The sequence below is a fragment of the Rhodococcus sp. 077-4 genome (assembly GCF_047782425.1).
Taxonomy (GTDB): Bacteria; Actinomycetota; Actinomycetes; order Mycobacteriales; family Mycobacteriaceae; genus Rhodococcoides.
Genome location: NZ_JAJPWC010000001.1, coordinates 679,823 through 695,486 on the forward strand (window position 1 = coordinate 679,823; position 15,664 = coordinate 695,486).

Here is a 15,664-nt window from a genome sequence, read left to right on the forward strand (position 1 = left end):
CTTGAGTGGCACCACTGCGGAGAAGCTGGCCGAACTACGGGCGAGGCTCGAACTCGCCAAGGAACCGGCAGGCGATATCGGCATAGCGAAGCGTGCGAAGAAGGGCATCCCCAGTGCCCGCGATCGCGTCAACTCTCTGCTCGATCCCGGTAGCTTCGTCGAGATCGGCGCACTGGTGAAGGCCCCGAACGATCCGGCCGCCCTCTACAGCGACGGCGTCGTCACCGGCCACGGAACCGTCGACGGCCGTCCGATCGCGGTGTTCTCGCACGATCAGACCGTGTTCGGCGGAACCGTCGGCGAGATGTTCGGCCGCAAGGTCGCGGGCATCATGGACTTCGCGATCAAGATGGGCTGCCCGGTCGTCGGTATCAACGACTCCGGTGGAGCTCGTGTGCAGGACGCGGTCACGTCGCTGGCCTGGTACGCCGAGCTGGGTCGACGCCACGAGGCGTTGTCCGGTCTGTGCCCGCAGATCTCGCTGATCCTCGGCAAGTGTGCCGGTGGTGCCGTGTACGCGCCCATCAACACCGACATCGTCGTCGCCACCGAAGAGGCGTACATGTTCGTCACCGGACCGGACGTCATCAAGTCCGTGACCGGCGAGGATGTCAGCCTCGACGAACTCGGCAGTGCCCGTGTCCAGGCGCTCAACGGCAACGTGCACCACGTCGCGGCCGACGAGAAGGCCGCCTTCGAGTGGATTCGGAACTACCTGAGCTACATGCCGTCGAGCTGTCAGGAAGAGTCGCCGGTGATCAACCCGGGGCTCGAACCCGAGATCACCGAGTCCGATCTCAAGCTCGACTCGTTCATGCCCGACGCCGACAATGCCGGTTACGACATGCACGACATCATCCTGCGCATCTTCGACGACGGCGAATTCCACGAACTCTCGGGGCAGACGGCTCCGAACGTCATCACCGGATTCGCCCGCGTCGACGGTCGGCCGGTCGGCATCGTCGCCAACCAGCCGATGCATCTGTCCGGTGCACTCAACGCAGCCGGTGCCGACAAGGCCGCACGCTTCATTCGCATCAGCGACGCCTACAACATCCCGATCATCTTCCTGGTCGACACACCCGGATTCCTGCCGGGCGTCGACCAGGAAACACTGGGCGTCATCCACCGCGGTGGTCGCTTCATCTTCTCCTTCGTCGAAGCGACCGTCCCCAAGGTGACCGTGGTGATCCGCAAGTCCTACGGCGGTGGATACGCGGTGATGGGCTCGAAGCAGCTCGGGTCCGACATCAACTTCGCCTGGCCGACCGCTCGCATCGCAGTCATGGGTGCCGAGGGTGCCATCAACATCATGAGCCGCAAGCAACTCGCAGAGGCCGGCGAGAACGCACCGGCTCTGCGCAAGCAACTCATCAACTTCTACAACGAGCACGTGGCAACGCCATGGATCGCCGCCGAGCGTGGCTACATCGACGCCGTCATCGAGCCGTCGAATACGCGCCTCGAAATTCGCAAGGCCCTGCAGATCCTGAGGGACAAGGAAGTGCACAAGAGTCCGCGTAAGCACTCGTTGCTCCCGATCTAGCCAGACTGAAGTCACGCGGCCGCTCGTTCTTGGGGGGTCGCTCCGCTCCCGTTCGCGTCAATGGACCACTGCACTGGTCAGACGTATGCAAGGGTCCATTCACGCGTCAGCTGGATCTGTGTCAATGGACCACTGCACCGGTCAGACGTGTTCGATGGTCCATTCACGCGGTCGATTGGCGCGGAGTCATCACCACATCCGGTCGGGGTCTGGCGAGGGCAAGTTGATAGTTCTTCCGTAGGTCGTCGAGCACCTGATTCGGTCGTTCCCGGATGTCCTGGGGTGAATGGGAGACGACGATCAGTCCGTGGGCCTGCATTCGGTTGCGTCGGGCTTGTGTCCGCTGGTAGTCGGCAGGCGACAGATGATGGGCAACGGAGTCGATTTCACGTGCCAGTGCCACAGCGTCGATCCACCCGTCCGTGTTGGCAATGAACTCTCCACTTCGGGTGTGGATGTCGCAGTTGTGTGTCATCGCAGGCAGTCCGCTGGTTCGGTACAGACGTTGGTCCTCGAGTTCTGCAACCGAGTGCGCGTTGTCTCGCAACTCTTCGAGGATCCGGCGGGTGAGCGCGCTGTGACGACGCGGACCCTCGGCCAATTCGGTGGCGACCTCGTCGATGGTCGCGCCGCCCCTCTGGAAGACCTCGGTCAGCAGGGCGACGCATCGTGCCTCGGATTTCGCGGCCCGCGTGGCGTCGACCAATGAACGCACCAGCGGGGCAACTCGGATGCTGCCCTTGATGATCGGTTTGGGAAGCCGCCACGTCCGCTCTGCTCGGACGAAAGACACCGATGCCCGACGCATCTCCGCGGGTAGCAGCAGATGAACCTCCCCGGCGGATCCGTTGGTCCCGTATCCGAACGAATCGAGTCCGACGCAGCCGGTGATCATGCTCGTCGGTCCGCCGTATGCGAGCGCCGCGGCTGAGCGCTCGAGGGTGGACGGATGACCGTTACGCAGCAGTACGACACCCGGCAGCAATCGCTGCCACGGACCGCCGGCCGCGCATCTGCTGTCGATTGCTGCGTCGCTCACGCCCGCCCCGCGAAGCTGCCGGCGCGTAACCACGCCCGTCGAGCTCAGGTCGAACAATGAACCTGCGTCCCACAATCGTCTTTTCATGCCCGAAGCGTGGAATTCGGCACCGACACATTAGTGCCGTTTCGGCGCTATCGAAGGATGTCTGTGGATGGATTGCGAGCCTGTGGATGGATTGGATGTTGCCATTCGTGAGCGGGACGGCGCTGTCGGACTCGGATGCTAGGGCCGGCCTGCGAAGTAGTCCTGGGCGTCAGCAGTCTTTACCCATCGGAAGGTGAATGGACCATTGACGCGCCCAGACGTATGCGATGGCACATTGACGCACGGCGGGCCGAAACGTGAATGGACCATTGCACGGCCGAGACGTATGCAATGGTCCATTGACGCGGAGCGGGGGTGGGCAGGGGGCGGGGCGGGGGCGGGGGCGGGCGAGCGATCAGTCCTTGAAAACTCGCAGTTGTCCGTCTTCGTAGAATCCCGATCGAGTGACGTCGGCGGTCTCGAGTTCAGCGGGTACCGCGCTCGGGTAGTACTGCTCGTAGCGTTCGAGTGATCCCCAGTCCCTGGCCCAGTCGTTTTCGAGGTAGGTGGGGACGGTGACGGGCTTGGCGAGCAGCTCGGACCAGCCGAGGGGGCCACCGTTTTCGCCGGATTGCCAGGTGTCGGTGGAGCTGACGGCGAGTGGGCGGTCGGGGAGGATGCGGTATCCGGGTACCTCGGCGACGCCGTTGAGGTGGTCGAAGGGGCGTTGGCACGGGAATTGCAGTCCGACGGCCCAGTCGAGCAGCACGGGCTGCTCGCTGCCGATGAGGGTGTTGAGGTTTTCCATCACCGGTACTCGCGGCGGGGTGAACGCGAGCCATTGGTCGCCGGTGAGGTTGGGGTCGTTGGCGACGATGCGGACGGCGTCGGCGTCGGGCGCGATGTCCGACAACGGAACTCGAAGGTTGCGCCACGAGGGTGCGGGTCCGATGTCACGTGGCAGGTAGGTGCCCTGTGCTTGGACGCTTCCGTCGGGCTGGCGTTTGCCGTATTCGAGCAGCAGTGACTGTCCGTAGGTGAGGGCTCCGGTGTCGTCGTAGGACCAGATGCGTCCGGCGGCGGAGAAGACGACCAGGGGCGCGTTGTCGCTGCGGGCGGGTAGTTGGTACCAGCTCGAGGTGGCCGACGCGGGCTCCTGGATGCCTTCTTGGTACGAGCCGAGGACGGGGGTGGTGGTTGGGTTCAGGCCGAAGGGCAGGGCGGCGGATGAGCCGTTGACGCCCACTTCGCCTGTGCCACCTGCGGTGCCGGAGCTCTGGCCTTCCTCGAAGGCGGGTCCGACGGCTTGTTGGTCGGTATTGCCTTGTCCCGGTTTGACTTCCACGGCGTCAGCGCTGAGGTCGCTGGGAATTCCGTTGGCGGTGAAGTTGCGTAGGGTGCTGCTCGATCCGCCGAGCGGTCCTGCGACGGGGTCGAAATCGCCCGGCAGTGCGCTCAGTACCCCGGCGTTGGGGTCGGATTCGACAAGTACGTCGTTGGCCAGTCCGCACGAATTACCGAGCACGGATTGAACATTCGAGCGGGCAAGCGAGTAGGCGGGGTACTGGGAGACGGCTCCCTTGACGAGCGAGAGCACCTCGAAGAGCACCATGATTCCGGCGATGACGGTCAGCGGTGCCGCCGCGAACTTACGGATGCGCTTGCCGCGTGGTGACGACGCTTTCGGTTGTGCGGGAGCGTATCCCTCGCGCAGGTACTGGAATGCCGCGATTGCGAGGACCAGTCCGAAGAGGATGAGGAACAGGGTGCCCGATTCGTTGCCACCCAGCGACACCGTCTTGTCGAACCACGGCACGCCGTAGCTCGAGACGTACCAGTAGCCGTTGATGCCCGAGAACGACAGTGCGAGAACGAACATCAACCCGGCTGCGAAGAGCGATCGGTTGCGACGCGAGCGCAGTGCGCTGGCCGAGACGGCCACTGCGGTCAGCGCGGCCAGGCCACCGGCAATTCCGGCGTAGGAACCGAAGTGGTGAGTCCACTTGGTGGGGTTGAACATCATGAAGAAGATGGTGCCGAGGACGACGCCCAGCAGACGCCATGCCGGGCCGTTCGAGATGCCGGGGATGCGTCGGCGCCGCAGCAGTACGAACAGTGTGGTGAACAGGCACAGGATCATCGTCAGGAACGCGAAGCGGCGCGCGACGGAGCCGTCGACGGTCTGGACGAAAAGATAGTAGTAACGCAGGAAGTCTTGGTACCAGGCCTCGTTGGGGCCGATGATGGTGCGCACTCGGGTGGACTCGATGACCGTCGCGTACGTCTGGTCTGCGAACACCACGACGAGGACCAGCACGCCTGCGGCCGCCAACGGTGCCAGCAGTGCGAGGGTTCCGACCTGACGGTGGCGCCGGACGACGATCCGCGCGATGGGACGTGCACCGGCGAGAAGTGCTGCCACACACATCAATCCGGTCGGGGCCGCAGCGAGGGTGAAGGCTCCGATGAGACACGCTGCAGCGGCGGGTAGCAGTCGTCCGGTGGCGATGGAACGTTCCACCGAGCACCACGTGAGCAGTGCGCCGAGGGCGACGATGGGCTCGGGGCGCAGTCCGTTGTTGTACGGCAGCCAGAAGGCGAGGAACACCAGTCCGCCGGTCCACAGAGCAACGTTGGATTTGCGTACGGCGCGGCCGAGGCGCGGCACCACCTCACGGCTGATCACCATCCAGCACAGGACTCCGGCGATGAGGGCGGGCAGTCGCATCCACGGGCTGGCGGTCGAGATCTTCGCGAACACGGCGAGTACGTCGTAGTACCAGCCGAACGGGGCCTCGGGGACGCCGAACCAGCGGAAGTAGTTGGCCATGTAGCCGGAGTGATCGGCGGCGCGGGCCATCGTGAGCAGGTAGCCATCGTCGGAGGTGTTCGCGCCGACGAAGTGCCATCCGACCAGGACACCGAGGACGGTGACGTCGACGCCGGTGAACTTCCACCAGTGAGAGGGGAAGAAGCGGCGGTGCGCGCGGCCGTCGGTGCCGTCGAGGCGTCCTAGGGCTCCGATCGCCAACAGGGTGCAGGCGATCGCAAGAATCATGATCAGCGACTTGAGCAACGTCGGTGAGGACGAGAACCGGGAGTCGACGTCGATGGTGACGGACATGTCGGCCGGGGCAGCGCCACTGAGATCGCTGAAGATGCCGACGACCTGGGGACGCAGGTCACCGTCGAGGCGGCCCTCGAGAGGCCGGCCGTCGTCGTCGGTCAGTCCGGTGAAGGCCGCGGAGGTGTACTGGTCGTTCGAGGTGATCTCGATGGATGCGCAGCGGGTGCTCTGGACGTCGGCGCGTGGTGCCGTCGCGACGACGACGTTGCGGTCGAGAACGTCGACGTTCGACTCGCCGACGCGAACGAACAAACTGTTCAGTGCCGCGCCCTCACCCTGCGGCGGTGCGGTGGCAAGCAACAGCCCGCCCGACGCGGGGAGTGCTGCGACAGCAGAGCACGGCAGGGTCGCCGTGAGGCTCAGTGGTGCCTGCGACACCAGCGGGGCGTCCACGTCCTGCAGGAGCCCGTTCTGCGGCCACGCGATGGTCGCCGTGGTCTGAGTGACAGGTGCGAACGGAGTGATCAGCGCGAACAGCACGCCGAGTATGCCGGCCACCATCGCGATCATCCGGGGAATTCGTACCTGGGCACGAAGTTCGTCCGAGGCTCGCAGTGGAGCGGGGACGGGAGGACCAGCGGATGAATCTGTCACGACGTCGGGCACGAGAGTCGATGTTATGCGAGCGTGACGTAGAGGTCACACAGGCACCGTCCCCGGAATCTTTACAAAACCAGGGAGTCAGTTCGTTTTCATCGGTCCGTCGCTGGCCAATCCCGACCGAGACCGCTGCTCGACGGTGACGTCGGCAGGTTGCGCATCCGGGTCGAGTGGCATGTATCTCTCGATCGATCCCCAGTCTCGGGCGTAGTCGTCCGCGAGGTACGACGGCAATGTCTGAGCGCCGAGAAGCAGTTCGGTCCAGCCGAGTGGACCGCCGCCGATCGAATCCTGCCAGGCGTTGGTGGATTCGGCACCGGTGCGGTCGGGCAGGATGCGGAACTTCGGCACCTCGGCGACGCCGTCACGGTGATCGAACGGGCGCTGGCACGGAAACGCCAGTCCGACGGCCCAGTCCAGCAGCACCGGATCGGTGGATCCGACGAGGGAGTTCAGCGTCTGCGTCTTCGGGACGCGCGGCGGGGTGACGGCGAGCCACTGGTCGCCGGCCAGGTCGTTGTCCTCGGCGACGATGCGCACCGCGTCGGCGTCGGCAGGGAGGTCGTTCATCGGGACTCGCAGGTTGCGCCACGACGGTGACGGCCCGATGTCGAGCGGGGTGACGCGACCGAGTGCGCGCACGTCACCGCCGTCGCGGCGTCCGTATTCCAGTTCGACGCGTTGGCCTTCGGTGACGATGCCGTCCTCGTTCACCGATCGGATGCGGCCGGCGGCGGCGATGGCGATGAGATCTCCGCGGTCGGTGTCGGAGAGCTGGTACCAACCGGAGGTCAGCGATGCGGGTTCGGTGGCTCCGAAGCTGCCGAGTACCGGGGTGGTTGCTGGATCGAGTCCGAACGGCAGAGCGACTGTGCTGCCGTTGATTCCGGTGTTCTCGTTGGTTCCGCCCGAGGTGCCCGCGGAGTTGGAGGAGGTGGCCGCGGCGCTTTCTTCGGAGTCCTCGGGGCGGATGGAGTTGGCGCTGCCCTGGGCGGTGTCCTCGGAGTCGGCGGTCAGGTCTTCTGCGACGCCGTCGGGGGTGAATCCGGTACTCCCACCGGCACCCAGCGGATCTACGGCTGCATCGATCGGTTGCAGGACCGAGCCGTTGACGTCGGTTTCCACCTGTACGTCACCGGCGAGGCCGCATGAGTTTCCGGCGAGGGCAGCGACATTCGAGCGCGCGATGGAGTACGCCGGATATTGCGCCACAGCGCCTTTGACGAACGAGAGCACCTCGAAGGCGACGACTCCACCGGCGACGATGGTCAGTGCCGACGGCGCGAAGCGTCGAGGGGTGGTGGGTTCTGCTCTGCGATAAGGCAATCGAACGTGTTGGTAGGCGGCGTACAGCAGCGTCAGGGCCGTCAGGCCGAGCAGGATGGTCGCAAAGCCTTTCCCCGCGATCGACGGCGGCTTGTCGAACCACGGAATGCCGTAGCTCGAGACGTACCACCAACCGTTGGAACTGGTGAACGCAACCGCAGTCATGAACAGGACGGCGGCGGTGAACAGTGTTCTGTTGCGCGGAGATCGAACGGTCGCGGCACTGACGGCGACGGCGGCCAGTGCGGCCAACGATGCCGCGAGACCGGCGTAGACACCGAAGTGGTGGGTCCACTTGGTGGGGGTGAACATCATCAAAGCCAGTGCGCCCAGGATGATTCCGAGAATTCGACGCGACGGTCCGGTGGCCGTGCCAGGGATCCGTCCGTTCTTGCGGAGCATCACCGCGATGCACACGACGATGCAGAGCAGCATCGCGAACATGCCGAACCTTCGAGCCAACGAACCGTCGGGCGCGATGGTCATCAACGCGTCCCAGCGCACTCGTTCTTCGAACCACGGCACGTTCGGTCCGATGGCCGAGCGCACCCGCGTCGCCTCGAGGACGGTGCTCAAAGTTTGGTCGGCGAAGATCGCGATCACCACCGCCAGTCCCGACGCGACCAGCGGCGCGAGAACCGCGAGCAGGCCCACCTGGCGAGCTCGCTTGATCACGATCATCACCAGTGGGCGCAGGCCGGCGAGCAGTGCTGCGACGGCGATCAGCCCGGTGGGTCCGGCGGCGAGCGAGAACGCGGCGATCAGGGTGCCGATCGCGGCGGGGAGCAGTCGCCCGGTGGCTATGGCGCGTTCGACCGAGCACCACGTGAGCAACGCGCCGAGGGCGATGATCGGCTCGGGGCGTAGGCCGTTGTCGTAGGGCAACCAGAAGGCGAGAAACACGAAGCCCGCGGTCCACAGTGCAACCCGGTTGGCGAGCACTGCGCGACCGAGTCGCGGAATGACCTCGCGGCTGATCACCAGCCAGCACAGCAGCGCAGCGATGGTGGCGGGCAGGCGCATCCAGATGCTCGCGGTGCTGACTTTGGCCAGGGCGGCGAGCATGTCGTAGTACGGCATGCCGAACGGCGCTTCGGGGACGCCGAACCAGCGGAAGTAGTTGGCCATGTAGCCGGCGTGTTCGGAGACGCGGGCCATGTTGAGCAGGTAGCCGTCGTCGGAGGTGTTCGCGCCGATGAAGTGCCACAGCACCAGCACGCCCACCACGACGGCGTCGACGCCCGTGACGGACCTCCAGCGCGAGGGGAGGAATCGGCGGTGGCGTCGACAGTCCACGCTGTCGAGGCGATGGAGTGCGAACAGGGATGCAATCACAGCGAGTGCGCCCACGATCATGGCCAGCAACTTGAACGTCGTGGGGCTCGAGGAGTAGCGCGAGTCGATGTCCACACGCACGTTGAGTCCCTCGACCGGTGCGGTGAGGTCGGTGAAGATTCCGACCACCTGCGGCCGGATGTCTCCGTCCACGGTGTTCGCCTGGCCGTCCAGGTCGACGATCGTGCTGGTGGCGTTCGAGGAAACCGTCAGTGCGCAGGTCTCGGACAGCTCGGAAACTGGAGCCTCGGCGAGGACACGATCACGCAGCAGCACCTGCAGCCGGCCGTCGTCGACTCGCACGATCAGTGCCTTCTGCTCGGTCTTCGCAGCGGCGACAGGTGCGGTCGAGATCAGGGTGCCGCCGTCGGCGAGACCGGCGGCAGCACTGCACGGAACGGATGCCTCGAGGTCGACGGGCGAATAGCTCACCAATGGCGCGTTCACGCTGCCGAACGAGCTCTGCGGCCACGAGAGCGTGGCGACGTCCTGCTGAACCGGCAACAGGGGAGTCGCGATGGCCAGGACGGCACCGATGATGCCGGTGACGATCGCTATCAGCCGGGCGGTCTTGATGTTCGGAACGGTCTCGGGCACACCGGCGATGCTAGGGGACGAGCGTCCGCACGTCCCACACCCACACGCCGCCGGTGTATTGCGGCTCGACCCCGAGAAGTTCGGTGACGGTGGTACGCAGGGCAATGGCGTTCTTGCCCGGCGGCAGAACGACGGCGTCGGCCTCCCAGAAGCTCATGTCCTCCGCGGCCTGGCTGCGCTGATCGGCGGTGATCTCGGGAACGGTGCCCGAGTCGTAGACCGAGCCGAGCAGCAACGCCGTCGGCCGGTCGACGGCTCCGTACTTGGCGACCTTCTCTTCTTGGTCGCTCGGTCCGACGAAGTAGCCGGCGGCGAGCGTGAAGCCCATGTCGGCGTCCATCTGCCAGCGCAGCGGCCGGGCATCCTCGGGTCGTGGCAGGGGAACGGTGACGACGGAACCGTCGTCGACGTAGTTCTCCCACTCACCGTCGGCGAAGAACCGAGGCGTCGGGGATTTGTCGACGGCAGTCAGGGGGGTCGGGATGAGGGGAACGAGCGCGAGGGCGAGTCCGGCGATCCAGAACGCAGGGAGCGGGCGGAGTCCGTTTCGGAACGTGCGATCGGTGGCCAGCACGAGCAACAGGGCCAGGGCAGGTACCGCGCCCAACGCGAAGCGGGTTTCGAGGACCGATTCGACGAGGGGGTACTCGGCGAGCTTCGTCCACGGCAGGGTGATGCCGGTGTCGTTCTTGCCGATCACCAGCGTCGCGCCCAAAGAGAGCACGCTCATGACGATCGCGGTCGCCGCGGCCGCTCGTGCGCACGCGACGCGCCACATCCACACTGCCGCCACGAGGCACAGCACCAGCAGCGGCCAGCCGAAGTACGCGTTCTCTTCGGTCGCGTTGATGCGGACGTTCTGGCCCGGCGTCGCCTCGCCGCCGATGGATTGCGTCGGGAACTGGAACAGGGCCTTGGCGTCGTTGCCCATCGCGCCGTGTTCGAGGAAGGAGTACGACTGCGGCCCGAAGAACTGCCACCACAGCGGCAACGCGACCAGCGTCAGCGCGATGGCCGCCGATACTGCCAGCCGGGGAACGGCATTGCGAACAGCAGGCCAGAGTGAACGTGGACGAGACAGGTAGTAGACGACGGCGAAGATGGCGAACGACATCGCGAAGATAAGCAGCGGCTCTTCCCCGAGCAGGATCTGCAGCGCGACGATCAAACCGAGTCCGACGGTGTTCTTGGTGGTCCCGCCGCCATGCGCGATGCGAGTGACCAGCATCGCGATGACGGGAAGCAGGAACAACACCACGAAGTTGGGGTGACCGTTGGCGTGGGAGATCGCGCCGGGCGCGAATCCACACAGTGCACCGCCGATTGCGGCGGCGCCCTTGGACGCGTTGAGCTGACGCGAGAACAGCCAGAACCACGCGAACGAGGTGCCGGCCAGGCCGGCGGTGAGGGCAATGGCCCACGTCACGGTCGGTCCGAAGAGCAACGTGATCGGTGCAAGCGGGATGGAGATGCCGAACATTGCCGTGTTCGCCATCAGATTCACCCCGAGTGGGTAATTCTGCAGGTCACTCGACAGGGGGTTGTCCAGATTGGCAACGGCATGGGCGGCGACGGAGAAGAACCACTCCCACATCGTCTGATCCTGGCCGCTGTTGTAGAGGTAGCCGCCGTTGAGGTTTCGCCACTGACCCCGCAGGACGTACACCGCGGCAACGAGAAATCCGACCGCCGCTACGACGTCACCGCGCCCGACGCCGGAGTGCCGAGCCGGTGCCGTAGTCGGCTGCTGCTCGAGAACTCTCTGGTCGTGGGTGGTCATCGCGTCGAGGTTACAGAAAGATCACGATGGGCGAAAACCCGAACGACTTGGGTCACACGGTCATGTCGTGCGTACAACCAGCGCGAAGGGTCCGATGTCGGTCACCGTGAAGCGTGGATCGTCGAACAGCGATTCCGGGAAAGTGACGGTGTAGCGGCGCACGTTGGGGTCGTTCGGGTAGACGTCCTCGGCCAAGCGCAGGGTGTAGCCGTCGGCACCGCGGCGGAAGAGGAACGCATCCGGCGCACGCCACTGGCTGGTGTCCAGTGCGTCGATCAACTGATCGGGAGTCTCGAGCTCGGTCCACTGCTCGATGGCCTGGGCCCGCTGATCGAACTGCGCCAGCGGGTTGGCGTAGTGCGACGTCAATCCCTGGAAGCCGAAGTACGGGTAGTAGCTGAGGAACGAGGTGTCTGCGGTCAGTACGACGGTCTCGTCCCGCGGACGCTGAGTCTGCTCGGCCAGCGCGGTGTCGACTTCGCGGTAGTACGAGACGGCGCTCGGAGGGCGCATGTCTGCGCGAGTTCCGTCACCGTCGGTGTCGGAGTACGCGACGGTGATCTCCGTCTGCAACACCTGAGGGATGTTCTGCGCGTAGGCCATGGCACCGATGGCGGCCACGACGACGGCAGCGATGCGGAACTTCGGCGGCTCGTTGATGGCCTGGTAGATTGCGTGGCTACCTTCGAGGAAGCCGAAAACGCCTGCGCTGCCGAGCAATACGATCAGCACGGCTTCGAGGCGGAACGAGAGCAGCGTGGTGCCTGCAGCCGTTGCGGCCATGGACAGCAGAGTCCACAGATAGATGGATACGACACCGATACCGAGGGCCTGTGCCCGTCGTGAGGACGAGAATCGCACCGCGACCCACACCGTGCCGATCAGGCAGAGTGCACCACTCAGGGAGAACTCGAACATCGGGAAGGGAAGTGTCGCACCGGCTTCGGGAAGATAGTGCAGCGCCGTGCCCGATGTCGACGGTGCGCCGCGCAAGAAGTCGATCAGGTACGGCAGCCACACGGTGGCGGCAATGACGCCCGAGATCACGGCAATTGCAGCGACCTTGATGACGATGGGAACCAGTACGTTCCAGGACTTCCGCTCGCGATAGGCGAGAACCGCGGCGAACAGTGCCATCAGTACGACGGTGAATGCGGCCAGACCCAGATACAGGGTGTAGAACGTCGCAGCCAGGCCGAGGAACAAACCGGTGCCGAGTACCGCTCCCCAGCCGCCCGCGCGCCCCCCAGTGGGGATGAATGTCCCATTCTTGCCGTCTGAGCGACTGAATGTCGCATTCATCCCGGCGGGGGTGGTCGCTCCAGCCCCTTCGGAATCAGGGGTAACGGGCCGATGCAACGCGCCCCAGGCAAGGATCAGCGCTGGCGCAAAGAGCAGCACGATCACAGCGCTGTAGGCCTCAGGGGAGGCATGGGCGACGACGAGAGCGGTGGTGACGGCACTGACGGCGACGGCCCAATCGCTGCGAATCAGCGCCTTCCACAGCACGAAGGACACGACCGAGGTGACGGCGAGAAGCCCGATTGCGTAGGGCTTGAACACTTCCCAGCCGTCCATGCCCAGGATGTTGCCGACGCGGCCGCCGAGCCAGAACCAACCTGCGGGGTAGAACGGGGGAATGTCGGCGTACGTCATGTCGCGCAGCGACGCCGAATCCGTCAGTCGCGTCAGGTATTCGGTACGAAATTCCTGGTCGACGGAGATGCCGAACAGGTAGAGCTTGGTTGCCGCCAGTGGCATTCCGAGGGTGACGGTGACGAAGCCCGACAATCCGATCCAAGCGGACAGTCGAGCGATCCACGGCCACTTGTGAACTCGGTACAGGTAGATCGACGCGGCGAACAGTGCCGCGGCGACCACCTGGCCGAGCGTCGTGATGGCCCGAGTGACGTTGGAGGAGTTGAACGCCGGCCACTGAACCAGTGAGAAGGCGTACAACCCGACCGTTGCCACCACGACGGCAACGAGAACACCGGCAACGATCTCGCCGACGGCAGAGGCGGTTCTGCGCGCCGGTGCAACCCCGATTGTCATCGAATTCAGATGGGCAGCTTGCGGAAGATCGGCCGCGGTACGTGCCGCAGCACCATCATCACCAGACGCCACGGAGCGGGAGTCCAGATGAGCTCCTTGCCCTTTTGCGACGCGTTGACCGCAAGCTTCGCGATGACCTCTTTGTCGACGGTCATCGGTGCTTCCTTGACGTGCGCGCTGAACTTGGTGCGCACCATGCCCGGGCGAACGACGGTGACCCGAGGTCCGAACTCGCGCAACGCTTCTCCGAGTCCGAGGTAGAACCCGTCGAGTCCGGCCTTGGTGGAGCCGTAGACGAAGTTGGAGCGACGAACTCGCTCGCCAGCCACCGACGACATGACGATGATGCGGCCGTAGGCCTGCGCCTTCATCTTCTCGCCCAGCAGAACGCCGACCGAGACCGAAGCGGTGTAGTTGATGTTCGCAGCGAGGACGGCCTTGCGCTGATCCTGCCAGAGCTGCTCGGCGTCGAAGTCGACGGCGAACGCGACGATGGCGACGTCGACGTCACCCTTGGCCCACGCCGCGTCGATCACCTTGGGATGCGCGGCGGTGTCGAGTGCGTCGAAGTCGATGACGTCGACGGCCTTCGCGCCCTTGGCGGTCAGCTGTGCGACGGCCTTGTCGCGAAGCGGATCGTTCGGCAGCGCAGCGAGGATGACGCGTGCCGGGGACTTCGACAGGTACTCCTCGGTGATCGCGAGACCGATCTCGCTGGTGCCACCCAGTACCAGGATCGTCTGGGGATTACCTACGGCATCTATCGTCACAGCAGTTCCAGCCTTCTTGCCATATCGGAGGCGAAAACGCCTGTGGGGTCCACGGATCGACGGACCTTGATCCATTCGTCGATTCGCGGGTACATCGAGTGGAACGTTTCGGCGTCGGTGCGCGAATCCTTCGCGGTGTACAGACGACCACCGAATTCGAGAACGCGCTTGTCGAGTTCGCGCACCATCTCGTTCAGGCCCGCCTTGATCGGGAAGTCCATCGCGACGTTCCAGCCGGCCATCGGAAAGCTCAATGGTGCTTTGTTTCCCGGGCCGAACAGCTTGAAGACGTTCAGTGCCGAGTACTGGCCCGAGCGCTGAATGAACCGGATGATGTCCTTGAACTCCTCCAGTGCTTCGGTGGGAACGAGGAACTGGTACTGCAGAAATCCCTTAGGGCCATAGCCTCTGTTCCACTCACCGACGAGGTCGAGTGGGTGGTAGAACTGCGTCAGGTTCTGCACCTTGCCGGTGTAGTTCCCGCCCATTCGGTAGTACGCCTCGCCGATCATGCTCATCGACAGCTTGTTCAAGCCGCTGATCGGAAAGACGTCCGGCACTGTCAACAGTTGGGGCGCGTCGAACTTCAGCGGATCCTTCTGCAGCTTCGCGGGAAGTTCGTCGAACTTGGCCAGCGAGCCACGAGTGATCGTCGCGCGGCCGAGCTTGGGCGGTCCGCTCATGACGTCGAACCACGCACTCGAGTACGTGTAGTTGTCCTCGGTGCCGTCCTGGTGGGCGGCGACGGTCTCGTCGAGGCTATCGGTGCGGATGCCGTCGTTGATGAAGTAGGCCGTTTCCGTCGGCGTCATCTCGATGGTCGCGCGCAGGATGATGCCGGTCAGGCCGTTGCCGCCGACCGTTGCCCAGAAGAGCTTCGCGTTCTTGCCCGTCGGCGTCAGGTGGCGGATCTGACCGTCCGCGGTGAGCAGTTCCATCGAGCGAACGTGGTTGCCGAAGCTGCCCGCGCTGTGGTGGTTCTTGCCGTGGATGTCGCAGCCGATGGCCCCACCGATGGTGACCTGGCGCGTGCCCGGCAGCACCGGTACCCACAGGCCGAACGGCAGCGCGGCACGCATCAGCTGGTCGAGGCTGACGCCACCGTCGAGGTCGACGATGCGCGTCGACGTGTCGATGCTGTAGATGCGATTGAGTGCCGTCATGTCGATGACGAGGCCGCCGGAGTTCTGCGCGTTGTCACCGTAGGAGCGGCCGAGACCGCGGGGGATGACACCTCGTCGCAGGTACGACGGCTTGGAGTCGTTCTGCTCGGCGACCTGTTTGACCGCGTTCGCGATGAGCTCTGGGTCGGAGGTCGAGAGCACCTCTCCGGTCGAGCGCGCGGTGCGGCCGAATCCTGAGATTGTGCGGGTCTGCGTGGGTAGCGGCGCAGTGTTCCCGGCCTGTGGTTCCAGGGGGAAGAGTGCGTCGTCGGCTGTCGTGGACATCGCTCAAGAGGGTA

General features: G+C 64.9%; 8 protein-coding genes. 1 reads left to right on the forward strand and 7 read right to left on the reverse strand.

What is annotated here, in order from left to right; all coding sequences use genetic code 11:
• Position 1 precedes the first annotated feature (1 nt).
• Positions 2-1,546: an acyl-CoA carboxylase subunit beta gene (locus ACNEOT_RS03380; protein WP_415972120.1), complete on the forward strand. Its 1,545-nt coding sequence runs from the start codon at positions 2-4 to the stop codon at positions 1,544-1,546.
• A 163-nt stretch (positions 1,547-1,709) separates the two neighbouring features.
• Here the strand turns inward: ACNEOT_RS03380 and ACNEOT_RS03385 are convergent, their stop codons facing one another.
• The 7 genes from ACNEOT_RS03385 to ACNEOT_RS03415 form a co-directional block, all read right to left on the reverse strand.
• Positions 1,710-2,672 carry a hypothetical protein gene (locus tag ACNEOT_RS03385; protein ID WP_415972121.1) on the reverse strand — a complete coding sequence of 321 codons (963 nt, stop codon included), beginning with the start codon at positions 2,670-2,672 and terminating at the stop codon, positions 1,710-1,712.
• Between the two features lie 355 nt (positions 2,673-3,027).
• Entirely contained in the window at positions 3,028-6,345 is a 3,318-nt protein-coding gene (locus ACNEOT_RS03390; RefSeq protein WP_415972123.1) for an arabinosyltransferase domain-containing protein, read from the reverse strand.
• 75 nt (positions 6,346-6,420) lie between these two features.
• Complete coding sequence (locus tag ACNEOT_RS03395) at positions 6,421-9,597, reverse strand: arabinosyltransferase domain-containing protein (protein ID WP_415972125.1); 3,177 nt, start codon at positions 9,595-9,597, stop codon at positions 6,421-6,423.
• Positions 9,598-9,607: 10 nt separating this feature from the next.
• Positions 9,608-11,377 (reverse strand): glycosyl transferase, encoded by a 1,770-nt coding sequence (locus tag ACNEOT_RS03400; protein WP_415972126.1) that lies wholly within the window; start codon positions 11,375-11,377, stop codon positions 9,608-9,610.
• Between the two features lie 60 nt (positions 11,378-11,437).
• A complete protein-coding gene (locus ACNEOT_RS03405; protein ID WP_415972128.1) occupies positions 11,438-13,432 on the reverse strand; it encodes a galactan 5-O-arabinofuranosyltransferase in 1,995 nt (664 codons plus the stop codon).
• A 5-nt stretch (positions 13,433-13,437) separates the two neighbouring features.
• Positions 13,438-14,202, reverse strand: coding sequence for a decaprenylphospho-beta-D-erythro-pentofuranosid-2-ulose 2-reductase (locus tag ACNEOT_RS03410; protein ID WP_415972130.1), 765 nt, complete (start codon positions 14,200-14,202; stop codon positions 13,438-13,440).
• Complete coding sequence (locus ACNEOT_RS03415) at positions 14,199-15,650, reverse strand: FAD-binding protein (RefSeq protein ID WP_415972132.1); 1,452 nt, start codon at positions 15,648-15,650, stop codon at positions 14,199-14,201. Before ACNEOT_RS03415 ends, ACNEOT_RS03410 begins: the two co-directional genes overlap by 4 nt.
• Positions 15,651-15,664: the final 14 nt, after the last annotated feature.

Coding starts and splice junctions, on each gene's coding strand:
- ACNEOT_RS03385 (WP_415972121.1), bottom strand. CDS start 2,672: ATGAAAAGACGATTGTGGGACGCAGGTTCATTGTTCGACCTGAGCTCG.
- ACNEOT_RS03400 (WP_415972126.1), bottom strand. CDS start 11,377: ATGACCACCCACGACCAGAGAGTTCTCGAGCAGCAGCCGACTACGGCA.
- ACNEOT_RS03405 (WP_415972128.1), bottom strand. CDS start 13,432: ATGACAATCGGGGTTGCACCGGCGCGCAGAACCGCCTCTGCCGTCGGC.
- ACNEOT_RS03415 (WP_415972132.1), bottom strand. CDS start 15,650: ATGTCCACGACAGCCGACGACGCACTCTTCCCCCTGGAACCACAGGCC.